Genomic DNA, 25,013 nt, shown 5'->3' on the forward strand with positions numbered 1-25,013 from the left:
GTTCAGCCTCCGATTTCAGCAAGAATTCGGTCCGCTCCGCCGGCGATAAGCACATTCGCAACATCTCTGCCGAGCTGCTCCGGATCGCGTCCCCGCTGCATTTCCTTGAGCAGGGTTGCGCCGTCGGGCGTGCCTACCATGCCCGTTAGCTCGAGCAGCGGCTGCTCTCCTTCTTCCTGCGATACAAGAGTCGCGTAAGCGCCGATCGGCACTTGACAGCCACCGTGCAAGGTGCCGAGAAAGCTTCGTTCCGCAAGCACGGCAAGCTCCGTCTCTCTGTCGTTCAGATGCGCGAGCAGTTCCCTGATCTCCGTGTCCTCCGAGCGACATTCGATGCCCAGCGCGCCTTGTCCGACAGCGGGCAAGCATATATCAACAGGTATAGTGGCCGATATGCGATCCTCCCAGCCCATCCGCGTCATGCCTGCAGCCGCAAGCACGACCGCTTGAAAGCCTTCCGTATCCAGCTTGCGAATACGCGAATCAATATTTCCCCGAATCGATTCCAACTGCAGGTCCGGCCTTGCATGCTTCAGTTGACTTGCTCGTCTGAGGCTGCTGGTTCCTACTCGCGCCCCTTGCGGAAGATCGTCGATTGAACTTCCTTCCTTCATGATCAAACAATCGAGCGGCGTGAACCTTCGCGGCGTCGCGCCATTCATCAGCCCCTGGGGCAGCTCGTAAGGCATATCCTTCATGCTATGCACCGCAAGATCAATTTCCTTATCCATCAGCGCCTGTTCGATTTCCTTCACGAACAAGCCTTTGCCTCCCACCTTGGATAACGTTACATCCAGGATCCGGTCTCCCTTCGTCACTACCTTATGAATTTCGAACTGATAGTTGTAGCCGTGCTGCTCGCAAATTTTTTCCAGAGCTTCTATGACTTGACCGGTCTGCGTCAATGCAAGTCCGCTTTGTCTTGTTCCTACTACAATTACGCGTTTATCGCTCTTATTCGTCATTAATCGTTTCTCCCCTTCAGCCTCTTCAACAAATGAAAGAACCACCGCTGAGCGTCTCCGCCAGCATTCTGTTCCTCCAAAATTTCCTGGGCCGCCAATTGAAGTATTTCTCTTCTGAGCTTGCGGTCCTCCACTTGTTCGAGCACCACAGTCCGAAGCGCTCTCAAATCCGCCACCGCTTCGCCGTAAGCTTTGTCTATGTAAGATTCAAGCTCTTGCCCAAGCTTGCGGGCAAGCGCCGGGCTTGCTCCGGATGTCGTTACCGAAACGAGCAAATCGCCTCTGCGAACCGTCGAAGCCGTCAGGAAGCTCCCTCCATCCGAATAATCCGCCCGGTTGCACAGAATTTGCCGTTGCTTCGATTGCTCGGCTATCTCTTCGTTAAGAGGCGCGTTGTCCGTTGCGGCGATAATCAGCCAGGCTTCGCAATAATCATTCTGTTCGAACGCTCTTCTAATCCAGCGGGCCTTTCCCGATTCCACAAAAGATTGTATGCCTTCCGTTGCAACAGGACTAATCACATCGATTCGGTTTGCGCCCGCTTGAACGAGTCCCTTCAGCTTGCGCTCGGCAACCGGACCTCCTCCAACGATAACGCATCGCATTCCGCTTACCCGCAAGGCAACCGGATAATAACCGTTGCCGTCAAGTTCCTCCATAACGTTCCTCCTTCCGTTGCGAGCCTAATGAAACGAAGACAAGGAGCTGGTCAACACATTCAGCAGCATAACGGCAAATGAAGCCAGATACAGCTTGGCCAGCTGCTGAGCGGGCTTTTGATTCACCGCCCGTTGATAGACATAGACAATGTACATGATTAACGCCCCGACGGAGCTGAGCACCTTCCAGTCCAGCAGCAAATATTCCCGACCTTCCACCAGCAACGATGTGACCGCAACGGCAAGCGACATCGCGAGGAGCGGCAGTCCAACAATAACCGTTCGATCCACATAACGCTCAATGCTGTCCAGGCTGGGAAATCGGCGCACAAATCTCGACCACTTCTTATGTTTCAATCGATGATGCAAGAACATATACATGCCCGACAGCAAAGCGCCGATCGTAAGCGCCGCGTAGGCGCATAGAACGAGGCTGATATGAACGTAGAGCATCTCCCTCATCGTATCCGACATGGAATAGTCCATTCCGTCGGACGGACTGCTGTACAGATTGAGCGCAAGCACGGCAAAGCCCACGACGTTCACGAAGAAAACAATATAATCGATGGCTATAAATCGGCTAATAACAAGCGACACGGTCACAAGCAGCCAAGAGAAGCCCAGCCAATACTCGAATGGCGAAATCTCCGGCAGTTGAAGATGCGACAGAAGCTTCGACAACAAGTATACCGTTTGCAATCCCCAAACAAAAATAAGCAGCCCTGCACCTATCCGTTTGGCTCTCCGACTTGCGCTCATAAAATCGGAGAAATAAAACAGTAAGCTCAGGGCGTATATATATATAATCACATCATATATCCATTTCTCTGTTGCCATGGCTCCTCCAATCCGCAACTGCCGAGGCGAAACGGTTGCGCCTCCTTCTGTCCGCAAGGCGTGCTTCACTCAGGAGAATGGGCGATTGCCGCCTTCAAGATCATGGATGCGCGAAAACGGGCACGGCAGTCACAACCGGAGTTTGCTTATGACCAAGAGCAGACTTTATCGTCTCGGCATTATCTTCAAGCTTAACGTCTTCCGCTTGCCGGGATTGATTTAACTGCTCTTCGAGAGCGAATAACTTGACGAACATATCCATTGCTTCTTCGGGATGCTTCTCGCCAGCCATCTCTTTGATGCGTAGAATCGGGTCCTGCATCATTTGGTTCACAATGCTCTTCGTCAGCTTTCGAATAACCTTCATCTCATGCTCGTCCAGGTCAGGAAGCTTCTTCGTCAAGCTGTCCATCGTTTCCATATGGATGTCTGACGCTTTCGTCTGCAATGCGCGGATAAGAGGCACTACTCCCAGCGTTCTATACCATTGATCGAATGCGGCCAGCTCCTGGCGAATCATCTCTTCGATCTTGAGAGCCTCCGAACGGCGCTGCTCCAGATTGCTCTGCACGATATTCTCGAGGTCGTCAATATCATACAAGAACACATTCTCTACAGCAGCTATGGATGGATCAAGATCTCTGGGAACGGCGATGTCAATCATGAACAGGGGCTTGGATTTGCGCCTGCGCATAGCCTCCTGCACTTGTTCGCGTGATATCACAAAACCATCGGAGCCCGTCGAACTAATCATAATATCAATTTCGTGCAGCTTCGAGATCGCTTCCTCCATCGAATAAGCCGTCCCGTTGAATTTATCTGCCAAACTGGCTGCCCGCTCGTAAGTGCGATTCACCACAATCACTTGCGTCGCGCCGTTCGCATATAGATGCTTGGCGGTCAACTCGCTTGTTTCGCCAGCTCCTAGAATCATAACAGACTTCTTGTGGAAGGATCCGAATATTTGCTTGCCGAGCTCGACTGCCGCATAGCTGACCGATACCGCGCTTTCCCCGATCATCGTCTCCGAATGCGCGCGTTTGGCCATAGTGACAGCCTGCTTGAACAGCATATTGAATACCGTTCCTGTCGTTTTCTCCGCCTGAGCCAAGAGAAAGGCTTGCTTTACCTGTCCCAAAATTTGAGTCTCTCCGATAACCATCGAATCAAGCCCGCTTGTGACGCGAAAGAGATGTTCGATCGCCTTCTCGTCCTCGTACATGTACAGATGATTCGTAAACTCTTCTCTTGATAGTCCGAACCACCTCTCCATGAAGCTGCGAATATAATGTCCGCAGAGCTGATGCCGGTCAACGACAGCATAGAATTCCGTCCGATTGCAAGTGGCGACGATCACACATTCCATGATGCTCTTCGTGTCCATTAGGCCTCGCAAGGCCCGTGGCAGATCCTTTTCGGCGAAAGTGAATTTCTCCCTCACTTCCACAGGCGCTGTTCGATAATTTAGTCCGACTGAAATGATGTGCATCTCTTCCCACCTGCCTCCTTGCTTCGATGAAAAACAATCCGTTTCCTTCTCTTTGTCATGATTATAACATAATTCGACCAATCCTTAAGGCTTCATATATGAATAATGTTTGAAAATTACATCCCCATTATTCCCTTTTTGCCCAAAGAAATAACCATGGATTGCTCCATGGTTATTCCCATATCATTCATGAATGAGCTTGCTTGCTAGACAAGCTCGATTTGTTTCATATCCGGCTCTACAACCTGTAATTCACCCATGCCGCGAACAAGCTTCTTGGCATGCGCCGTCTTCGGCTTCAATACGGCAAGCATGTAATCAATCGCCAGCTGAGGATCAACCGTTTCACCGCAGGTATAACAGTCAAGCGCGGCAAAGCCTCTCTCAGGATACGTATGAATCGAGAGGTGACTCTCTGACAGCAGTACGAGCACCGTTGCGCCTTGAGGCTCAAATTGTTGGCCCTGTACGGACAATACCGTGGCTCCACAAGCTTCTGCAGCCTCTACCATGTGAGATTTCAAAAATTGTGCGCTGTTCAGCAAATCAAAATCTACACCCCAAGCATCAACAGCAACGTGTCTTCCGAAAGTTGAGTATTCCATCTTCCGGTTCCCCCTTCCTAGGAATAAAATGTTTGAAAAATTTCATCCGCTAGGACCTACGTCATTCACTTCCCGAGGGTTTAAGCTCTCGCAACATATCCATGTCCTGAGTGAATCCTGGTTCCTAATTTGGCACTCCAATTGAATCGCATTACAATGTTTTCAACGAAACTAAAAATAACATCTATCCGTAAGAATTGCAATAGTTTTTTTCAAAAACATTCCCTGCTGTTCGCCCAAAAAGAAAAGAGACCGCTTGGAAGCGATCTCCATCAAATTCTCCCCGTGCCAGCCGTTATGCCTCCAGTACAAAAAGCTTATGCGTAAGCTGGGAAAGCCGCCGGTCAATTTCCTCAAGCTCATGCGAGCCTGGAGCTTGATTGCGCAAATCCAGCAGCTCATTAACCGCTCCTTGAATAAGAGAAATTTCCCTCTCGATCAAGCGGCTCCGGAACACACGCTCCAGCTGTCCGAGCGTATCCTTGTGTTCGAACACGACTCGTTGTCCAGAAGCTGTGCTCTCGACAATAAGCTGCACCGCGCCGTTCTTATAGTGATAGATCATCGTATAATGGCTGTATATGCGATTGACAATCGCGCTGCCTCGAAACGTCGACAGGGCTTTGCGCATCGCGTTCGTCAATTTGGGTGCAAGGAGTCGGCAATTAAGTTCACACACATAGCCATCCTGCCTGCGTTCGAAAGTTAATCTGATTTCTTCCCTTCCGGCCACATCCTGCAGGACAAGCTCTTGATTACCGTTATCGAGCACCAGCACCTGCGATCGCAGCTGTTGATCCTCCATAAATGTAATAAATCGGGCCATTTCTTCATGCTTCAGCTGCAATTTAGCGTTAACATACTCAGTGGCTAGCCGCTTAGCCATAAAAATCAATCCTCAATTCTTTGAGACTCTGTTCCTCTTCCTTATGAGAGCCTTATCAGCATTGCTTATTAACATTATACGTGATCCGGCCGATATATTCCTGCTTGCGAGCTTCGATATTTACGCATATTTCAAGAAATATCGGAATTATCAGCGAGTAATCCAATAAATTGCGCTGTATCCTCTGCTTTTGCGAAGAACTTCCTGCGCTTTCTTGCTTATCTGGCGATTTTCTCGGATATGATCTGCCACAGTTCATCGCGTCCAAGCCCCGTCTCGGACGAGAACAGCACAAATGGATCCTCGGGCTCCGCCTCCAGCACCGTCTTCACCATCTTCACATGCTTGGCCCACTTGGACTTTGGAATCTTATCGGCCTTCGTGCATACGATGCAGGTTGGAATCTCATAATGCTTCAGCCACTTGTACATGAGTTGATCGTCTTTCGACGGCTCGTGGCGGATATCGATAACGAGCAGCTGCAGCTTAAGCGGCTCGCGCTCCTGCAGATAGGTCTCGATCATGGTTCCGAATTGCTCCCGCTGCGTCTTCGAAACCTTGGCGTAGCCGTAACCGGGAAAATCGACCAAGTATATGAGATCATTCACGCGATAATAGTTAAGCTGCTGCGTCTTTCCAGGCTGGGAGCTCGTTCGAGCCAAGTTTTTGCGAAGAATTAATTTATTGATAAGAGATGATTTCCCTACATTCGAACGCCCTGCCAGAGCGATCTCCGGCAAGGCATCCTCAGGATATTGATGCGGCTGGACCGCGCTTATAATAAATTGTGCGTCTGTAATTTTCATGAAATGGTCGTCCCTGCTTTCTCCTCCGTTGCTGCCGGCAGCAGCGCATGCTCCAGAACTTCATCCATATGGCTGACGGGCACGAACGTCATATCGTCCCGTATGCTGTCCGGAATATCGCGCAAATCGCGCTCATTGTCCCTGGGCATCACTATTTTTTTGATTCCCGCACGGTGAGCCGCCAGCGACTTCTCTTTCAACCCGCCGATCGGCAACACCCTGCCTCGCAGCGTAATTTCTCCTGTCATTGCCACATCCTTATTGACGTAACGCTCCGTCAGCGCCGAGATGAGCGCAGTTGCCATTGTAATGCCGGCGGACGGTCCATCCTTCGGAATGGCGCCTTCGGGTATATGGATGTGGATATCATTCTTCTCGTGAAAGTCGGAGTCGATTCCAAGCTGGCTCGCGCGCGATCTTGTGTAGCTGAACGCGGCTTGCGCAGACTCCTTCATCACGTCGCCAAGCTTGCCCGTAAGCGTCAGCTTGCCCTTGCCCGGTAGCACGGTTACTTCAATCACAAGCGTGTCTCCGCCGACCTCGGTCCAGGCGAGACCCGTAACCGCTCCGATTTGATTCTCGATTTCCGCTGTGCCGTACCTGAATTTCGGAGGTCCAATCCACTCCTTCATCAGCGCCGTGTCGACCTTAAGAGGTTGCTGCTCCTCGCCCTCCCCCGGCTTGCTCGAGACGAAAAATTTGGCTGCCTTGCGGCATACGGCAGCGATCTGCTGCTCCAGATTGCGAACGCCCGATTCTCTCGTATATTCCCGGATCAGCAGCTGTACCGCCTCTTGGGACAACTGCAGCCGATCCTCCTCTATGCCGTGATCGCGCTTCTGCTTCGGCACCAGATACCGGACGGCAATCTCCAGCTTCTCAAGCTCCGTATAGCCGGGAATATAGAGCACTTCCATGCGATCAAGCAACGGACGCGGAATATTATGCATGGCGTTGGCCGTTGTGACGAACATGACCTTGGACAGATCGAAGGGCAGTTCAATATAATGATCGCTGAACGTATTGTTCTGCTCCGGATCCAGCACCTCAAGCAGCGCTGAAGCGGGATCGCCGCGGAAATCCATCGCCATCTTGTCAATCTCGTCGAGCAAGAAAACGGGATTCGAGCTGCCTGCCGTCTTCATGCCTTGAATGATTCTCCCTGGCATGGCTCCGACATACGTTCTGCGATGCCCCCTGATCTCAGCTTCGTCGCGCACCCCGCCCAGCGAGATGCGGACGAATTTCCGATTAAGCGATTTCGCGATAGAGCGAGCCAGAGAGGTCTTCCCCACGCCCGGAGGGCCGACGAGACAGAGAATCGGTCCTTTCATCTCTTTGACGAGCTGCTGCACCGCCAAATATTCGAGCACCCTCTCCTTCGGCTTCTCGAGGCCGTAATGATCCTCGTCCAGTATCGTCTCCGCTTTGTCCAGGCTCAGATCGTCTTCCGTTGCAGCCTTCCACGGCAATGCCAATAACCAATCGATATAATTGCGGATGATCCCACCCTCCGCCGAGGATGGAGGCATCTTCTCCAGTCGATCTATCTCCTTGATCGCCTTCTCTTGCACGGATTCCGGCATGCCCGCTTCCACAAGCTGATTTCTCAGCTCTTCCGCTTCTCCGGCACGCCCTTCCTTCTCGCCGAGCTCCTTCTGAATCGCCTTCATCTGCTCGCGCAAATAATATTCCTTCTGCGTCTTCTCCATCTGCTTCTTCACGCGTTGATTGATCTGTCTCTCCAGCTCGAGCACCTCGCGCTCGTTATTCAGCAGATCAAGCAGCTTCTCGAGTCTGGCCCGGACATCCACCGTCTCCAGAATATCTTGCTTGTCTTTGATCTTCAGCGACAAATGGCTGGTAATGACGTCGGCAAGACGCCCCGGTTCATCGATATCCGATACTGCCGCGTAAGTCTCGGGCGTCACCTTCTTCGATAGCGAGATATAATGCTCGAATTGGCTGAGCACCGTTCTCATCAGCGCATCGACCTCGGTATCATCCGATTCGTCCTCGTGAAGCTCTTTTACCTGTACCTCATAGAATTGATCATTCGCCAGATAGCTCTGCACCTCTGCCCTTACAACGCCTTCCACCAGGACACGAATAGTCCCGTTAGGCAGTTTAAGCATTTGACGCACCTTGGCGATCGTCCCGACTTTATAAATATCCTCCTCGGCAGGATCTTCGATATTCACTTCGGATTGCGAGCAAAGCAAAATCATGTGATCATTCACCATCGCATGCTCCAGCGCGCGAACCGACTTGTCTCTGCCCACGTCCAGGTGAAGCACCATGCTCGGATATACAAGCAGCCCCCGTAGCGGAAGCAAGGGCAAAGGACGGCTTTTCGATTTGCCAGATCCCATACCGGCACCTCCATTCATTAACTTCTGCCTTTATTTTATCATTCAGCGGATTCCGCCTGCAAATAGGGAAGGGTCGGAGGGACGAACAGCTCCGTTCCAAACGGCGTTTCGGCCTCTGTTGCCGGCAACGCGGACTTCGGAAATACATGCTTGAATACTTCTTCAATACGGTCGACCCCAATAACCTTCAATCCGTTAAGATCGGCAAAAATCGCCTGCCAGTTTTCTTTCGGAATAATAACCTGCTCCGCACCTGCCTGAAATGCCGCCTCCACTTTGGCCAGGACGCCGCCTACCGGCTTCACATTGCCGTGAATGCCGACTTCTCCCGTCATTGCCAGCTTATTGTCGATCTTCTCCTTGCGAATGGCGGAGGTGATGGCTGTCGCCATCGCTATTCCTGCAGAGGGGCCGTCGATTGGCGTTCCTCCGGGAAAGTTAATATGCAGGTCGAAATCCTGCGGATTGAGGCCGATGCGCCTCAGAACGGTCAGAACGTTCTCAACCGATCCCTTCGCCATGCTCTTGCGCCTCAGAGTCCTGGAGCCGCCGCCAAGCTCTTCTTCATCCACTACGCCTGTAATCGTGAATTGGCCTCTTCCTGCACCGGCCGGAATGGCGCTTACCTCGATCTCGAGCAAGGTGCCCAGATTCGGCCCATACACCGCCAGCCCGTTCACGAAACCCACCTGAGGCATTGCAGGAACCTTCCGATCCGGACGCGGCGGAATTTGCGAGCTGTTCACCACCCATTCAATGTCCGCCGCCGTTATGGCGTCCCGCTTCTCGGACAAGGCGACGCCTGCCGCCAGTTGAATAACGTTAACCGCTTCCCGGCCGTTGGTCGCGTATCGCTTTACCACGTCGATCGCCTCCGGACAAGGTCCGAATCCAATTTTCTTCACCGCGTTCCGGGCAACCTCGGCGATTTCATCCGCGAGCAGCGGACGGAAATAGACCTCCATGCAGCGAGAGCGAATCGCTGGAGGAATATCCTGAGGCGAACGCGTCGTCGCTCCTACCAGCCTGAAATCCGCAGGCAAGCCATTCTGAAAAATATCATGAATATATACAGGTATATTCGCGTCCTCCGAATTATAATACGCGCTTTCCAAATAGACCTTGCGATCCTCGAGCACCTTCAGCAGCTTATTCATCTGAACGGGATGCAATTCCCCGATTTCATCGATGAACAGAATGCCTCCATGCGCCTTCGTGACAGCGCCCGGCTTAGGCTGCGGAATACCCGCCACGCCCATAGCTCCTGCGCCTTGATAGATTGGATCATGCACGGAACCGATAAGCGGATCCGCTATGCCCCTCTCATCGAATCTCGCGGTAGTCGCGTCGATTTCCGTGAATTTCGCTTGGGGCAGAAACGGCGAGCTCGGATTTTTTTTCGCTTCCTCCAGCACCACTCTGGCTGCCGCCGTTTTCCCTACTCCGGGAGGTCCGTAAATAATGACATGCTGCGGATTCGCACTGCATAATGCCGCTTTGAGCGCGCGCAATCCGTCTCGCTGTCCGATAATATCCCCCATCGTCTGCGGACGTGTCTTCTCCGCCAACGGTTTTGTCAGCGAAACCGATCTCAGTTTTTTCAGTTTATCCATTTCCTTCTTCGACTCGCGGTCAACCGCCGATCGATTGGTCTTCTGATTGCGAAGCAAATTCCAGAAATACAATCCAATTACCACAGCAAAAAAAACTTGAATCAACATTAATACGAGACTTAAATTCATCGTCTACCCGCTCCCTTCAAAATCATCCGTATTATGACAGTATTGCCTCTTGGATGATGGAATAATCGCGGGTTGCTGTTCGAAATGATAAATTACGGAATTTCTCCTGAGGAAAAGAAAGAAACTGCCTGAAGGAAATCAAAATCTCCTTTCAAGCAGCTCCTCGCGAGTTATGAATGCACATGATTGCTTCGGCCCGGAATCTCTCCCGTAGCCTCGAACACTCTTACGATTTCATCGATTTCCTTCTTCAGCTCGCTTAGCAGCTCCGCTTCGGGCACTTTGCGAATCATCTCGCCATAGCGGAACAGCATCCCCTCGCCTCGCGCGCCGGCGATGCCGATATCGGCCTCCCGCGCTTCTCCCGGTCCGTTAACCGCGCAGCCCAATACGGAAACCTTGATCGGCACCTTGATTTTCGAAATATATTCTTCCACTTCATTGGCGATAGAGAATAGATCGATATCCAATCTGCCGCAGGTTGGGCATGAGATTAGCGTTGCCGCATTGGTGATTAAACCGAAGGTTTTGAGAAGCTCCCTTGCAACCTTCACTTCCTCGACCGGATCAGCGCTTAGACTGATTCGTACAGTATTGCCGATGCCCATCGCAAGCAGCGCCCCGATGCCCGCGGAGCTTTTGATCGTGCCGGTATGCAGCGTCCCTGCCTCCGTGATGCCAAGATGAAGCGGATATTTGATCTTCTCGGCCGCCATGCTGTATGCCGCGATAGCCATCGGAACGTCGGAGGCCTTGAGCGAGACGATAATATCGTGGAAATCAAGCTCTTCCAGTATTCCGATATGGAACAATGCGCTCTCCACCATCGCTTCTGGAGTCGGATAACCGTATTTCTCGAGCAGATGGTTTTCAAGAGAACCGGCGTTCACGCCGATTCGAATCGGAATGCCTCGCTCCTTGCAAGCCTTCACGACCGCTTCAACCTTTTCTCTTCGGCCGATATTGCCCGGGTTGATACGTACTTTGTCTACACCGTTCTCAATGGCTGCGAGCGCCAATCGATAATCGAAATGAATGTCGGCGACAAGCGGTATGTGTATTCTGCGCTTGATTTCCTTAATGGCCTCGGCGGCTTCCTTGTTGTTGACCGTTACTCGAACAATCTGGCAGCCGGCTTCCTCAAGTCGCAAGATTTCGGCTACCGTAGCTTCGACATCCGCCGTCTTTGTCGTGCACATGCTCTGAATGATAACTTCGTTGCTTCCGCCAATGGTCAGATCGCCGACTTTTACCGCAACCGTATCCTGACGCTTGTACATTAATCATCTCTCCCATGAACGTCAAAGTCCACCCCATGCACGGCACTTTCGCTTATGTGCAAAGGGTGGAAGGCTCCTCCGTCTTATTCCAATGCTTAGGCGCTTTCTTCCTTCTTCTTGTTCTTCTTGGAAGTCAGCTCCGGCATAATCTTCTCTTGCACCGATTTCTCGGTTATGAGACATGTATTCACATCGTCGCGAGACGGCACTTCATACATCACATCGAGCATAATGCCTTCAATGATCGCGCGAAGCCCCCGTGCGCCCGTATTGCGTTTGATCGCTTCCTTCGCAATGGCGTCCAGCGCAGCCGGCTCGAAGTCCAGCTTCACATTGTCCATCTCGAGAAGCTTCTGATATTGCTTGACAAGAGCATTCTTCGGCTCCGACAGAATCCGAACCAGAGCCGGTTCATCCAGCGGCTCCAATGTAGAGATAACCGGCAGGCGGCCTACGAATTCCGGTATGAGGCCAAACTTCAGCAGATCCTCCGGCAATACCATGGACAGATATTCACCAGCCTTCAAATCCTTCTGCGTCTCTCCGGACGAGTTAAAGCCAATCACCTTCTTGCCGATTCTGCGTTTGATCAATTGCTCCAATCCGTCGAACGCGCCGCCGCAGATGAACAGAATGTTGGTTGTGTCGATCTGAATAAATTCCTGATGCGGGTGCTTGCGTCCACCCTGCGGAGGAACAGAAGCTACCGTGCCCTCCAAAATCTTCAGAAGGGCCTGCTGCACGCCTTCGCCGGATACATCGCGGGTAATCGATGGATTCTCGGATTTGCGAGCCACTTTGTCAATCTCGTCAATATAGATGATGCCGCGTTCGGCTTTCTCCACATCATAATCGGCTGCCTGAATCAGCTTGAGCAGGATGTTCTCGACATCCTCGCCGACATAGCCTGCTTCCGTCAACGAAGTTGCGTCAGCGATTGCGAAAGGCACATTCAAGATCTTGGCCATCGTTTGCGCGAGCAGCGTCTTCCCTGAACCGGTTGGGCCCAACAACAGAATGTTGCTCTTCTGCAATTCGACATCCTCGATTTTGCTGCCCGAGTTAATTCGTTTGTAATGATTGTAGACGGCAACGGAAAGAGATTTCTTCGCGAATTCCTGCCCAATCACATAAGAATCCAGAATCGATCTGATTTCTTGCGGCTTCGGAATATCCTTCAGATCCAGCTCCTCTTCATTGCCGAGTTCCTCTTCGACGATTTCCGTGCAAAGCTCGATGCACTCATCGCATATATAAACGCCCGGTCCGGCAACAAGCTTGCGGACCTGCTCCTGCGATTTGCCGCAGAAGGAGCATTTCAGTTGACCCTTCTCATCGTTGAATTTAAACATATACTCACCCCTTCGATGAACTTATTGTTGGATTGGCGAAGTGATTACTTTGTCAATCAAGCCGTAATTCAGCGCGTCTTCGGCGCTCATGAAATTATCGCGGTCCGTATCGCGATCAATCTTCTCGTAGGACTGTCCGGTACGCTCTACATAAATTTGATTCAGCTTCTGCTTCGTCTTCAGAATCCAGTCTGCATGGATTTTAATATCCGTTGCCTGGCCTCTGACGCCGCCGAGCGGCTGATGAATCATCACTTCCGCGTTCGGAAGCGCGAAACGCTTGCCCTTCGCCCCGGCCGTCAAGAGCAAAGAACCCATGCTGGCCGCCATGCCCATGCAGATGGTAGATACCTCGGGCTTAATGTATTGCATCGTATCGAAGATCCCCATCCCGGCAGTAACGGAGCCGCCCGGGGAGTTAATGTAGAGATGAATGTCCTTCTCCGGATCGTCGGCCGCGAGAAACAACAACTGAGCAATTACAGAGTTTGCTACATCATCATCAATAGCGCTCCCGAGAAAAATAATGCGATCCTTAAGCAAACGGGAGTAGATATCGTAAGAACGTTCTCCGCGATTTGTCTGCTCGACTACAATCGGTACTAGATTCATGCGACCAACCTCTTTTCGTTTTAGACTTCATTACACCATCATTGTAACACGTACGATTATTGATGTCATGTTGCCACTACTACAGTATACGGCGGGAATGCTTTGTTATGTACGCCGACTGGATGGAAAGGGCCTTGCAAATTGCAATATGTAGGGTAGAAATAAGGCACGTGACAATCACGCGCCTTATCATAGGGTATATCTTATTCTTCTATGCGAGAAAACGCAAATGGCTTAAACGGTTTTGCTGTTGTCAAGCAAAAATTTAATCGTCTTGCGAAGAAGAACATCCTCTTGCAGATTGCTTATATTTCCGTTCGCCGCGAAGATGCTGCGAAGCTCTTCCGCCGGGCGATTGTATTGCTTGGACAGCTTCTCAAGCTCTTCTGTCAGATCTTCTTCCGTTGCTTCAAAGCCCTCCGCTTTGGCGATACCTTCAAGAACCAGGTTGTTGCGAACGCGCTTCTCGGCATCCGAGCGCATTTGTCCGCGAAGAGCGGCTTCGTCTTGACCGGAGAACTGGTAGTACAGCTCCAGATTCATGCCCTGCATGCTAAGACGGCTTTCGAAATCCTTCAGCATGTAGTCGACTTCCGTATCGATCATCGCATCTGGAATTTCCACTTCAGCAGCGGCTGTAGCTTTATCCACGACTGCAACTTCAAGCGCTTGCTCGGCTTCCTTCTCCTTGCGCTCTTTCAGCGTGTTCATCAAATCCTGCTTATACTCTTCCAGCGTATCGAATTCGCTGACATCCTTCGCGAACTCATCGTCGAGAGCAGGAAGCGATTTGCGCTTCAGTTCATGCAGCTTCACCTTGAACACGGCAGGCTTGCCTGCAAGATGCTCGGCTTGATAGCTTTCAGGGAAGGTTACTTCGACATCCTTGAAATCGCCGATTTGCATGCCTACAACCTGATCTTCAAAGCCGGGAATGAAGGAACCGGAGCCCAGCTCGAGCGAATAACGTTCGCTGTAGCCGCCCTCGAATTGCTCGCCGTCGACATAGCCGTCGAAATCGATAACCGCCGTATCTCCGTTTTGCGCTTCTCCCTCTTCTACCACTACTAGCTCCGCATGACGTCCTTGCAGGCGCTCAAGCTCGGCTTGCAGCTCCTCGTCCGTTACTTCCGAGGAAACCGCCTCGACTTCAAGGCCTTTGTAATCGCCAAGCTGAACTTCAGGCTTCACCGTTACTTTGGCGCTGAATTTGAAAGGTTGTCCTTTCGAGAATTGCGTGACATCAATCTCGGGACGGTCAACCGGCTTGATATCATTCTCCTGAACGGCAGCGGTGTACGCTTCAGGCAACAGAATATCAATCGCGTCTTGATACAGGCTTTCCACGCCGAAGCGCGATTCGAAAATGCCGCGAGGCACTTTGCCTTTGCGGAATCCAGGAACGTTGACCTTCACCGCAACCTTCTTAAAGGCTTGATCCAATGCCGATGCTACTTTTTCTGCTTCAACCTCAACTTCTATCGAGACAAGGTTCTTGTCTATTTTTTCCCATGTTGCTTTCATTTTATGCCTTCCCCTCCAAAAATGCGCATGCATCTTATGTTTTTCACGTCACATAAACCATTCTATTATATACAACCTGTACGAGCATTTCAAGTGGGAGGTTCATCATCCCCGGCATGCAGCAGCATCGCCACGCTGCGCAGCGTTCTGCACGCCTGCTCATACCGAAATCTAAGACTGTCCGTAATGCCGTATGTATCCCGATTGTCATCATCGTTCGCGGAGCCGTATACCGTCAATTGCAAAGTCAGATGCAGAGCCGCCGCGTAACAATCCGTCGTTTCTTCGTCATCTCTGAGCATCCAATTGTAGGCAGATGTGCCGTAAAGAAATTGCAGGCTTTCCTTCCATAATTCTCTTGCGAAATGCGGCAACGTCGGGTCGTCGTTCTCCGCCACCCGCTCCGTTCTCTCCAATATTCGCAATACGGTACGCGGAAATTCCTCCAGCGAGAGAGGGGTGTCCTCAATGGCCAAATCGACGGCTTCATCCATCCGTTCGAGCGAAACCGCGCCTGTCGCGCCTCTCTTTTTCAAGCATTGCAGAGCTTTGAATTGAACCATGGGATGTATGGAATCATCCTCTTGCAGCCAATTGCGGATATCATCGCTCACTTGCTCCGCTTCCAGATAAACCGCCCTCTCGAGCGCGAGCATCTGCTGATCGATCATGGGATGATGCTGCATGATATACATCACTTGATTCAAATAAGCCTCGTCCTGCATCGGCGGATTTAGCAATTCACGTCGAATTTTCTCCTCCGTCGGCTCCTCGCTTCCCTCGCTCCGAAGCTCTGCGCCTGCATAATCGCCTTCGGGAAACGCCATATCCAGCCATTCGAGCAGCGACTTCCACTCCTCGTAATGATGCTTCTCCTTTCCCTGACAATGGAGCAGGAACCCTAGAAGCTCCTTCGCTTCCCCGTACCGCTCCGACTCCAGCATGCGGGTCAGACTAATTTGATATTGATCCAGCATATTCGGAAACAAGTAGACATTGTTTTTGGCTTCTGTTTGTGGATCTTCAGGTATAGTGATGATAACACCGCCTTATGATGCTTCCATTCGCATGAATTCTTAATCTTGCGATAGATTATAACATGACTGTCCCAAAGATAAAAATAGGACCGAATTTTCCTTTTTCCAAAATTTATACTTGCGCATTCCCTATATCGCATGTTATATTATTTTGCAGTGTCCCAGTAGCTCAGTTGGATAGAGCACTCGCCTTCTAAGCGAGTTGTCGGGGGTTCGAATCCCTCCTGGGACGCCATTTCTATCATGAATTGTTCGATCCTATATGTAAAACCTCCAAACCCTTGTTCATCAAGGATTCGGAGGTTTCTTTCATTTCTTCCTTCTATGGGTTCAGCCAACGCAGCAATTCCGCTATCTTCTCCTCATGCAATTCGCCGCTGTTGTCGAATACAAGCACGGATTTCTCCGGCAGCTCCCAATTAATCTCGGGAACGAAATCGACCCGCTTCTGGAAATCGCTCCAATGATCCAGCTTCCACTGATCCCTCACGGTTTGACGTTCCACGATGCGCTCCTTCTGCAGCTCCATATCCTGAAGCGTGACCACCAGCACGCGGACATCCACTTCACTGCGCGCGAGTCCCGCCGCGGCCACCACATCTTCAATCCACTGTTTGTTCTTTAGCTCCGCCGTGAACGGCGAGATCATGAATACGTTTTGGCCCGCAGCCAAATTCTCGATGCACACATCCTTCGCCGTGTCGTACTCCAAGTCTCTTAAATTTTTCTTGTAAAAGTCGGAATCCCGGTCATTCTTGTCGAGTCCCTTCATTTCCAGAATCGCTTCGACAAAACGTCCGCCAATCGTATCTCTATCCAGAAATGCGGCCGGAATGGATGTGCTTAATTTTTTAGCGACAGTCGTTTTGCCCGTCCCGGCAACCCCGACAAAAAATATTAGCTTTTGCAATCGATACGCCTCCACTCGTTTTGAGCAAATTTTCATAGGAAAGTATATCATTTAATAACGAAGAAGCATATCAATTTCCTTGAATCGCTCGTTGGAGCGAGCGCTGGGACAGACATTTTGCGCATAAATTCAGCATATAACTGTTATTATCGCTACTCGAGTCCAGCATAGAGAGGAATGAGACGGATGTGCGGAATTACCGGCTGGATTGATTGGAACAGTGACCTGACCAAAGAAAGCGCGGATTTGGAACGAATGACCGAAACGCTTGCCCCGCGCGGACCGGATGCCTCCGGCACCTGGATATCCGCGCATTGCGCGCTTGGCCACAGACGACTGTCGGTCATCGATCCCGAGAACGGCGCCCAACCGATGATTCGTTACACAGGAGACGACCAATTCGTCATTGTCTACAATGGAGAGCTCTATAACGCGCCCGAGCTTCGGAGAGAGCTTGAAAGCAGGGGGCGCAGCTTTACGACGACCTGCGATACGGAAGTGCTGCTCGGTGCGTTTATGGAATGGGGAAGAGCCTGCGTCGAACGCTTCAATGGCATCTTCGCTTTCGCGATATGGGATGTTACCGCGCAGGAGCTGTTCCTCGCGCGCGATCGATTAGGCGTGAAGCCGTTATTCTACAGCCGAGCGGATGATTTGTTCCTGTTCGGCTCGGAGCCGAAATGTTTGCTGGAGCATCCCGCAATGAAGGCGGAGGTCGGCGCGGCGGGATTAGCCGAAATCTTCGTCATGGGTCCCGCCAGAACGCCGGGGCAGGGCGTATACAAAGGTCTTCTCGAGGTGCGTCCGGGACAATGCATGGTTGTCAATCAGGCCGGCGTGAAGATCATCACTTATTGGAAGCTGCGCAGCACGCCGCATGAGCAGAATGTGGAGCAAACCGCGCAGCATGTGAAGGAGCTCTTGACAGACACCGTCGAGCGGCAGCTTGTGTCCGATGTGCCGGTCTGCACCTTGCTGTCCGGGGGGCTGGATTCCAGCGCGCTGACGACGCTGGCCGTTAATTATTACAATGCGGGCGGACAGGGCAACGTGCATACCTATTCCGTCGATTATCGCGATAATGACAAAAACTTCAAAGCTCACGCCTTTCAGCCGAACAGCGACGCGCCATGGATCGAACGCATGACGAAGCATCTCGGCACGATTCATCACAGCATTCAATTCGATACGCCTGAGCTCGTCGTCGCGCTTCGGGACGCTACTTTGGCGCGCGATCTCCCCGGCATGGCGGATGTGGACGCTTCGCTGCTCTTGTTTTGTCATGAAATCAAGAAAGGCGCTACCGTCGCCATATCCGGCGAGGCCGCCGATGAAATATTCGGAGGCTATCCCTGGTTCCATCGCGAGGACGCGCTCAGTGCGAATACATTCCCATGGTCGCTTGCCACGGCGATGAGGGCGGATTTGCTGGCGCCGGAAATCGCGGATTGGATTCAGCCGCAAGCTTATATCGCCGAGCGCTACGAAGATGCGGTCGCGGAGGTGCCGCAGCTGTCTTCGGAGGATGAGAATACGCGGAAAATGAGGCGCATGTCTTATTTGAACATTACGCGCTTCATGCCGACTCTGCTCGATCGCAAGGACCGCATGAGCATGGCTGCGGGACTCGAGGTGCGGGTTCCGTTCTGCGACCATCGACTGGTCGAATATGTATGGAATATTCCTTGGGAGATCAAAGCCGCCGGCGATCGCGAGAAAGGCATACTTCGCAAGGCGCTGAAAGGCGTTCTTCCAGACGATGTGCTGACACGGAAGAAAAGTCCTTATCCGAAGACGCATAACCCGAATTATCTCACGGCAGTCCGAAAACTTCTGCTTGACGTGCTTAACGAACCCAGTTCGCCGCTGCTTCCCCTCATTAATGTAAAAAAAGTGCGGGAGCTTGCCGAGGCGGATTCGGCGAATTCCAACATTCCGTGGTTCGGCCAATTGATGTCGGGACCGCAGCTGTTCGCCTATTTGTATCAAGTTAATTTATGGCTCAGTCATTATAAGGTAGCGATTAAATAACACGGGATGAAGCTAATGCGACAGTTGAGGCGCAATGACATTCCAAAGGCGATAGTAGTGAGAGGCTTTGCAAGGAAGTAGGTTTTGAGGATGAGTGCTGGGCTGCGTGTTGGGATGTGTGCTGGGTTGCTCATTGAGATAGGTGTCGGGTTGCGTGCTTGGTCGCTCGTTGAGATGAGTGTCGGGTTGCGTGTTATAGAAGATGGGCCTTGTAAGTAAAAGCTTTATCGTCAGGGCTTCGCTTGGAATGAGGCCGTCATGCGCGCAGTTATACTGGAATTATTCCTTCTTATTCCGACCTTGCTGTTTGAATATGTTGATATACAGGAATTTCTCCAGTATATTTCTTAATCCTGCCCTCCCACAGCCGGAATCAGGTAAATATACGGGAACTTTTCCAGTTTAAACGTGAAAAATGGTTTTTTCGCGTCATTATACTGGAGGAATTCCAGTTCAACGACCATTATGCACGGGAGTGGACGGCTGCGAAGACGCGGCGAAGATGCCGCGAAGGCGACCCGGAGGGACAGCGAGGGCGACCCCCGATAGGACCGCGTTGGCGGCCCGAAGGTCCCGCTAGGGCGACCCAAAGGCGCCGCGAGGGCGCGGCGAAGGTTAGCCGCAACCGGCGCTCTTAGGCGGCCGCCTATTCCACCGCGGTAATCAGCTTCACGAGCAGCGCTCTTATCGCTTCGCCGCGATGGCTGATTTCGTTCTTCTCCGATTTCGACAGCTCGGCCATGCCGAGCCCCAGCTGCGGCAGATAGAAAAAGGGATCATAACCGAAGCCTCCGTCGCCATGGGGCTTGTCCGTAATAACGCCGTCGACCGCGCCCTCGGCTTCAATAAATCGGCCCGCCCCCGGATCGTACAGCGCAAGCGCGCAGACAAACTGCGCCCGGCTCAGCATACGAGAGCCGTCCGCCAGCGCAGACTCATCCGGCAAAGCAGCGCCGCGGGCCTCCAGCTCCCGAAGCAGCTTCGCGTTATTGTCGCTGTCCGAAGCGCCTTCCCCCGCGAATCTCGCCGAATAGATGCCCGGCTCGCCGCCGAGAGCGGCAACGCATAGCCCCGAGTCATCCGCGAGCACCGGAACCCCAAGCAAGTCTCCCGCCGTCTTCGCTTTGATCCTGGCATTGGCCGCGAAGCTTTCTCCATCCTCAACGATATCTCCGATCTCCGGATATTCCCGAAGGCTCGTCACTTCCTTGCCAAGCTTCGCGAGAGCTTCCGCAAATTCCTTCACCTTGCCCTCATTCTTCGTTGCGATAACGACAAGCCGCTGCTTTGCTAATAGATCGCTCGACATCTCTTCCTCAACCTCCTATTCGCGCGGACGCTTCTCCCAAAGCCGCCTTCTGCGCTTCAATTAATTCCGCAATGCCTTGCTCCGCAAGCTGCAGCAGCTCGTTCAGCTCCGTGCGCGAGAATGGAGCTTCCTCGCCGGTGCCTTGCACCTCAACGAATTTGCCCTTGCCCGTCATGACGACGTTCATATCCACCTTGGCCTTCGAATCCTCTTCGTAATTCAGATCAAGAAGCGCCTTCTCCTGAATGACGCCTACGCTCACCGATGCCAGGAAATCCGTAATCGGATACAGTCCGAAGTTAGCCGTCTTCGAAAGCTTGTGCACGGCAAGCGACAACGCGACGAACGCGCCTGTAATGGAGGTCGTTCTCGTGCCTCCATCCGCTTGAATCACATCGCAATCAAGCGTAATCGTTCTCTCGCCCAGCGCTTGAAGATTCACGACGGAACGAAGCGCCCGTCCGATCAAACGCTGAATTTCCATCGTGCGCCCGGTGAGCTTCCCCCTGACAGCCTCGCGCTGATTGCGCGAATGCGTCGCCCGGGGCAGCATCGCGTATTCCGCGTTGATCCAGCCCTTGCCCTGCCCCTTCATGAACGGCGGCACTCGCTCCTCTACCGTCGCCGTGCATATGACCTTCGTGTCTCCTACCTCTATTAGAACCGAACCCTCCGCATGCTTATTTACATTCGTCGTTATTTTCACCTGGCGAACTTGATTCGGTTCCCGCTGATCTATTCTCATTTCCCGATTCCTCCTGAACGTCTTCTTCTCTATTCCACGCAATCCCATCCATTCTATCACAAAAGAACGAACCAAGCTCATCGCTTGATTCGTCCCTCAGCTTCGATATTCAAAATTTCTTAAGGTCCCGTATCCAAATTATGATTTCAGCGCATTCACATGATGCGGGCGTGAGACCGGAGCACTGTACGAGTTATCTTGGGTATCCACAATATTCGTCTCGCCGTTAATTTCAATCTGCACCGAGGTTGCCGAAGTATTATCGGTCAGAGAAAGCACGATAGCCTGAAGCATCTCCGACGGCATTTTTTGTCCCGCCTCATAAGAATCGTCAGACAGATCGATGGTGACCACGCCGTCCTTCTCGTCGATGCTGTTCACGACTACATCCGGCATTATGACACTCGTTAATTCCTTCTTGTTCAGCGGTCCGGCAATCAACTCCTCCATGGCGGCCAAGGCGCGCGAATCGGAGCGGGCGATAAGCCTGGTCACCGGTACGTAATATTGATCGTCATCCATCGTTTGCGCCGAGAAATAGAGCGTGACCGGCGAAGAATTCGACATATTGACGCCGTCCGCTGTTTCAATGTTGATACCGATCGCTCTTGTCAAATCCTCATCCATCGGATAGCCCGCTACCGGCATTTCGGTCAAATGTTCCCCGTCTACGGACAACTCGACCCCCGTAACGCCGTTCATCGCCGTCAATGTCCACGTAATCGCCTCCACAATGGAGCGTTCGTCGTCCGAGCTGTAGTCGACGAAAGGACTTGAGAAATTGACCATTGCGATTCCATCCTGCGTTTCGTAAGAGAGAATTTGCGTCCCTTGCGGGATCATCGCTCTGAAATCATCAGGAAGCTCAGAAGCGTAGCTGCCGTTGTCCACCATCATCTCAAGCGCGAGCTGTCCGGGCTCTTCGCCGGTTTTAAGCGAAGCCGGGAGGGAGACCGGCGCAAGATAGCCGTTGCGATCCTGAAGGTAGACGGTGAGGCTCGACACATCGCCTTGCGAATCAAGCGAGCCCGTCGAATCCCCGTCGATGCCGTCCGTTGTCTCCACCTGCGGCGGATCGATCGCTTTGCTTGTCTGCTGCGAGAACAATCCGCATCCAGCAGTCCATGCGGGCAGCAGCAGTAAGGAAGCGGCTAATGCGGTATGACGAATCCATCTTTTTTGAATCATGTGAATAATTCCTCCCCAATCTTGATTTAGCCTGGCGGCTTTGTACAACTCCTTATTTGTAGTAATATGTATACGAGCCCTTCCCTGTTTTAGACCAGTTTTGTCCATAAAATCATGAGGGGGAACTAAAAAGATGCGGGATACAAACAGGTACAGCTTAAACAGCAGCAAAGTAGCCGCCGCGACAGAGGAATGGCTGACGAAGCGCGGAGTCACAAAATTGGCGATTGCCGAGCTCGCCCATTTCCTTCAGAAGGATTATTTCCCCGGTCTTACGCCCGAGGATTGCATCGAGCATGTGGATGCCGTATTGTCCAAGCGCGAGGTTCAGAACGCGGTTCTGACCGGCATTCAGTTGGACTTGCTTGCAGAGGAAGGAAAGCTTATGGCGCCTCTGCAGGACATGATCAAGCATGACGAAGGCTTGTATGGCTGCGATGAAATATTAGCCTTGTCCATTGTGAACGTATACGGAAGCATCGGCTTTACCAATTTCGGTTATATCGACAAGCTGAAGCCTGGCATACTGGTGCGCTTGAACAGCAAGGACAGCGGGGAGATTCACACCTTTCTCGATGACATCGTCGGAGCCATAGCGGCATCGGCGGCAAGCCGTATCGCGCATCGCAAGCAGGCCGAGCGCGAGAACAACACGACCCCTCCGCTCGACTAAGGGTATCCTTCAACTAAAACAGCCTGCAGCGGCATGCCTCCTTATCGAAGCATACCGCCGCAGACTGTTTTCCAATTCAATCGCTTATTCCGCTATCATTTCGCTTTATCGTACCACTCGTTTACTTCCTTCGTAATTTGCTCGCCGCCGGACTTCATCCAATTGCTGACCATTGTATCAAAGGAATCGAGCGGCTGCTGGCCGTAGATGATCTTGCTGAACGTCTCATTGAGCAGCTTGTTCAGCAGCTCGTTCTTGCTCTGCATCGTTTCGGTCAGAGGCCCCATATAATAGTTCTTCTTCCGAATATCCTTCTGATCGAGAACAATCTTCATTGCCAGGGAATTCTCCTTGGTGCGCGTATTGAATTCCTGCTTCTCGTAAGGCGTGACGGGAGCTTCGCCGCTCGACAGCTTCACATGCGTGTCGGCATAAAGCGTCGGAATTCGCGCACCTTCATACGTCAAGGCGTAATACAGCGGCGGCGCCGTCTGATCCTTCAAGCCTGGGAACAACTCCGGATATTTCGCGATATCGGCGGTCAGACTGCCGTCGGGCAGCAAGGCGTAATCGTAGCCCTCCGCGAAGCCGTTCTCGAACTCGCTTCCGGGCTGCGGATTCGCAGTATTTTCGAAGAACCAGTTATAATAATGCAAGATGGCTTCCGGATGCTCCGAGTTTTTATTGACGAAGATATAGCCGTTGGAAGGCGGATTGCCTCCTGCCGAGCCAATCGTTCCGTCGTCGCCGCTCGGAACGGGATACGGCATATAGCTTGCGCCGGGCACATTGTTCAGAAGATCCGGGAACGGCCAGGCCGGAAGCCAGTTCGGACCGAACATGATGCCCGCTTCTCCTTTGGTGAACAGCTCGGAGCCCGTCGACTCGTCATAGAGCGCAGAATCCTGCGAAATATAGCCTTTATCCATCCACTCCTTCAGCTTCGCCAGCGCTTCCTTAGCCGCCGGATCCACGGAACCGTGCTCAAGCTTGCCCTCCGCGTTCAAATTCCACTGTCCCGGCATGGTCCCGTACGCGCCGAACACGAAGCCGATATCCGTCATCCAATTGTTGAAGCCGTGCTTGAAGCCTGTCGCAAGCCCGATCGTATCCTTCTTCCCGTCGCCGTCCGGATCTTCGTTGACGAAAGCGTCCATGACCGCCTCCAGCTCGGAGAGCGTCTTCGGCGCCTGCATGTTCACTTTATCCAGCCAATCCTGACGAATCCACATGACTTGATCGCCGTTGTATGCATAATCGAGAATCGGCAGAGCCATCTTGTCGCCGTCGCGCGTAATCGGCAGCCATATCGCGGGATCGAGAGCGAGTCCTTCTTTGTAGGTCTCGTTCGCATATTGATCCACCAGATCGCCGACAGGCATGAATTGACCGGAATCGATCAGCATATTAACCGTTTCCATATCTCCGCGATACACGACGACATCGGGCATCTTCTCGCCAGAGGAGAGCATCAATCTCAGTTTCGTCTTATAGGCGTCATTCGTATTGGTGACTACCCAATCATACTTGATGTCGATGCCAAGACGCTCTTTGATCAATCTTGTGTGCACGTTGTCCTCGATGGATTCGCCCGACTTGAACACGGAACCGTTCTCGTTGAGTCCCCATACCGTCGTCAGCGTAATCGGCGCCGAGTATTTGCCATTCGCAAAGTCGCCTTCTTTGCCGGGATCGGCAGCTGCTGCATTCGCGTCATTTGAGCTCATCGGTGCACGGGTAACGCTTGAAGCTTCATTTCCGTTGTTGTTTCCGCTTGAGCAGGCTGTTACTGAAGCGGCGACCGATGCAATCATGAATAATGATAGCCATTTTTTCATCGTCATCCCCCATAAGTTATATTTTGTTAATATTAGCGATATTTAACTCATCGCCTTATCCCTGAATCCGTGATGCCTTCGTTGCGGTCTCTACTAGGATCTCCGAATTATGGAAAACGAGTTTTGAAATTTAGTCTATTCCGTCATTCACAT

The 25,013-nt window shown here is 52.0% G+C and carries 21 protein-coding genes and 1 tRNA gene; 3 read left to right on the plus strand and 19 right to left on the minus strand.

From position 1 onward, the window contains the following. Positions 1–2 precede the first annotated feature (2 nt). The 14 genes from hemC to HFP08_RS27195 form a co-directional block, all read right to left on the minus strand. Entirely contained in the window at positions 3–965 is a 963-nt protein-coding gene (gene hemC / locus HFP08_RS27130; protein ID WP_168123772.1) for a hydroxymethylbilane synthase, read from the minus strand. Next, positions 965–1,624, minus strand: a complete 660-nt coding sequence (locus tag HFP08_RS27135; RefSeq protein WP_168123773.1) for a precorrin-2 dehydrogenase/sirohydrochlorin ferrochelatase family protein — start codon at positions 1,622–1,624, stop codon at positions 965–967. The genes hemC and HFP08_RS27135 overlap by 1 nt, the downstream gene beginning before the upstream one ends. 24 nt (positions 1,625–1,648) lie before the next feature. Next, positions 1,649–2,461, minus strand: a complete 813-nt coding sequence (gene ccsA / locus HFP08_RS27140) for a cytochrome c biogenesis protein CcsA (RefSeq protein ID WP_168123774.1) — start codon at positions 2,459–2,461, stop codon at positions 1,649–1,651. 100 nt (positions 2,462–2,561) lie between these two features. Beyond that, complete coding sequence (hemA, locus tag HFP08_RS27145) at positions 2,562–3,950, minus strand: glutamyl-tRNA reductase (protein WP_168123775.1); 1,389 nt, start codon at positions 3,948–3,950, stop codon at positions 2,562–2,564. A gap of 206 nt (positions 3,951–4,156) precedes the next feature. Continuing rightward, on the minus strand, positions 4,157–4,555 hold the full coding sequence (gene speD, locus HFP08_RS27150) for an adenosylmethionine decarboxylase (RefSeq protein ID WP_168123776.1): 399 nt from the start codon (positions 4,553–4,555) through the stop codon (positions 4,157–4,159). A 295-nt stretch (positions 4,556–4,850) separates the two neighbouring features. Continuing rightward, positions 4,851–5,441 (minus strand): non-ribosomal peptide synthetase module, encoded by a 591-nt coding sequence (locus HFP08_RS27155; RefSeq protein WP_168123777.1) that lies wholly within the window; start codon positions 5,439–5,441, stop codon positions 4,851–4,853. A gap of 218 nt (positions 5,442–5,659) precedes the next feature. Then, positions 5,660–6,247 (minus strand): ribosome biogenesis GTP-binding protein YihA/YsxC, encoded by a 588-nt coding sequence (yihA, locus tag HFP08_RS27160; protein WP_168123778.1) that lies wholly within the window; start codon positions 6,245–6,247, stop codon positions 5,660–5,662. Further along, positions 6,244–8,619, minus strand: a complete 2,376-nt coding sequence (gene lon / locus HFP08_RS27165) for an endopeptidase La (RefSeq protein ID WP_168123779.1) — start codon at positions 8,617–8,619, stop codon at positions 6,244–6,246. The genes yihA and lon overlap by 4 nt, the downstream gene beginning before the upstream one ends. A 38-nt stretch (positions 8,620–8,657) precedes the next feature. Beyond that, on the minus strand, positions 8,658–10,361 hold the full coding sequence (lonB, locus tag HFP08_RS27170) for an ATP-dependent protease LonB (protein ID WP_168123780.1): 1,704 nt from the start codon (positions 10,359–10,361) through the stop codon (positions 8,658–8,660). A gap of 170 nt (positions 10,362–10,531) precedes the next feature. Continuing rightward, positions 10,532–11,641 carry a flavodoxin-dependent (E)-4-hydroxy-3-methylbut-2-enyl-diphosphate synthase gene (gene ispG, locus HFP08_RS27175; RefSeq protein ID WP_168123781.1) on the minus strand — a complete coding sequence of 370 codons (1,110 nt, stop codon included), beginning with the start codon at positions 11,639–11,641 and terminating at the stop codon, positions 10,532–10,534. A gap of 95 nt (positions 11,642–11,736) precedes the next feature. Next, a complete protein-coding gene (gene clpX / locus HFP08_RS27180) occupies positions 11,737–12,993 on the minus strand; it encodes an ATP-dependent protease ATP-binding subunit ClpX (RefSeq protein ID WP_168123782.1) in 1,257 nt (418 codons plus the stop codon). 21 nt (positions 12,994–13,014) lie between these two features. Further along, positions 13,015–13,605, minus strand: a complete 591-nt coding sequence (gene clpP, locus HFP08_RS27185; protein WP_168123783.1) for an ATP-dependent Clp endopeptidase proteolytic subunit ClpP — start codon at positions 13,603–13,605, stop codon at positions 13,015–13,017. Between the two features lie 234 nt (positions 13,606–13,839). Next, positions 13,840–15,129, minus strand: a complete 1,290-nt coding sequence (tig, locus tag HFP08_RS27190) for a trigger factor (protein WP_168123784.1) — start codon at positions 15,127–15,129, stop codon at positions 13,840–13,842. A gap of 89 nt (positions 15,130–15,218) precedes the next feature. Beyond that, entirely contained in the window at positions 15,219–16,118 is a 900-nt protein-coding gene (locus tag HFP08_RS27195) for a hypothetical protein (RefSeq protein WP_240941907.1), read from the minus strand. Between the two features lie 206 nt (positions 16,119–16,324). Between HFP08_RS27195 and HFP08_RS27200 the strand changes: the two genes are divergently transcribed. Further along, positions 16,325–16,401, plus strand: a tRNA-Arg gene (locus tag HFP08_RS27200). 87 nt (positions 16,402–16,488) lie between these two features. Here the strand turns inward: HFP08_RS27200 and HFP08_RS27205 are convergent. Next, complete coding sequence (locus tag HFP08_RS27205) at positions 16,489–17,076, minus strand: P-loop nucleotide/nucleoside kinase family protein (protein WP_168123785.1); 588 nt, start codon at positions 17,074–17,076, stop codon at positions 16,489–16,491. A 186-nt stretch (positions 17,077–17,262) separates the two neighbouring features. Here HFP08_RS27205 and asnB point away from each other — a divergent pair, with 186 nt between their 5' ends. Continuing rightward, a complete protein-coding gene (asnB, locus tag HFP08_RS27210) occupies positions 17,263–19,107 on the plus strand; it encodes an asparagine synthase (glutamine-hydrolyzing) (protein WP_168123786.1) in 1,845 nt (614 codons plus the stop codon). Between the two features lie 646 nt (positions 19,108–19,753). Here the strand turns inward: asnB and rdgB are convergent. The 3 genes from rdgB to HFP08_RS27225 all read right to left on the minus strand — a co-directional run bounded on the left by rdgB (position 19,754) and on the right by HFP08_RS27225 (position 22,349). Then, complete coding sequence (rdgB, locus tag HFP08_RS27215; RefSeq protein WP_168123787.1) at positions 19,754–20,416, minus strand: RdgB/HAM1 family non-canonical purine NTP pyrophosphatase; 663 nt, start codon at positions 20,414–20,416, stop codon at positions 19,754–19,756. Between the two features lie 7 nt (positions 20,417–20,423). Beyond that, a complete protein-coding gene (gene rph / locus HFP08_RS27220) occupies positions 20,424–21,161 on the minus strand; it encodes a ribonuclease PH (protein ID WP_168123788.1) in 738 nt (245 codons plus the stop codon). Positions 21,162–21,299: 138 nt separating this feature from the next. Then, positions 21,300–22,349, minus strand: a complete 1,050-nt coding sequence (locus HFP08_RS27225; RefSeq protein WP_168123789.1) for a GerMN domain-containing protein — start codon at positions 22,347–22,349, stop codon at positions 21,300–21,302. Between the two features lie 133 nt (positions 22,350–22,482). Between HFP08_RS27225 and HFP08_RS27230 the strand changes: the two genes are divergently transcribed. Beyond that, on the plus strand, positions 22,483–23,022 hold the full coding sequence (locus HFP08_RS27230) for a phosphatidylglycerophosphatase A family protein (protein ID WP_168123790.1): 540 nt from the start codon (positions 22,483–22,485) through the stop codon (positions 23,020–23,022). A 95-nt stretch (positions 23,023–23,117) separates the two neighbouring features. Here the strand turns inward: HFP08_RS27230 and HFP08_RS27235 are convergent, their stop codons facing one another. Next, positions 23,118–24,860, minus strand: coding sequence for an extracellular solute-binding protein (locus HFP08_RS27235; RefSeq protein WP_168123791.1), 1,743 nt, complete (start codon positions 24,858–24,860; stop codon positions 23,118–23,120). Positions 24,861–25,013: the final 153 nt, after the last annotated feature.

The sequence above is a fragment of the Paenibacillus sp. HB172176 genome (assembly GCF_011947265.1).
Taxonomy (GTDB): domain Bacteria; phylum Bacillota; class Bacilli; order Paenibacillales; family Paenibacillaceae; genus Pristimantibacillus.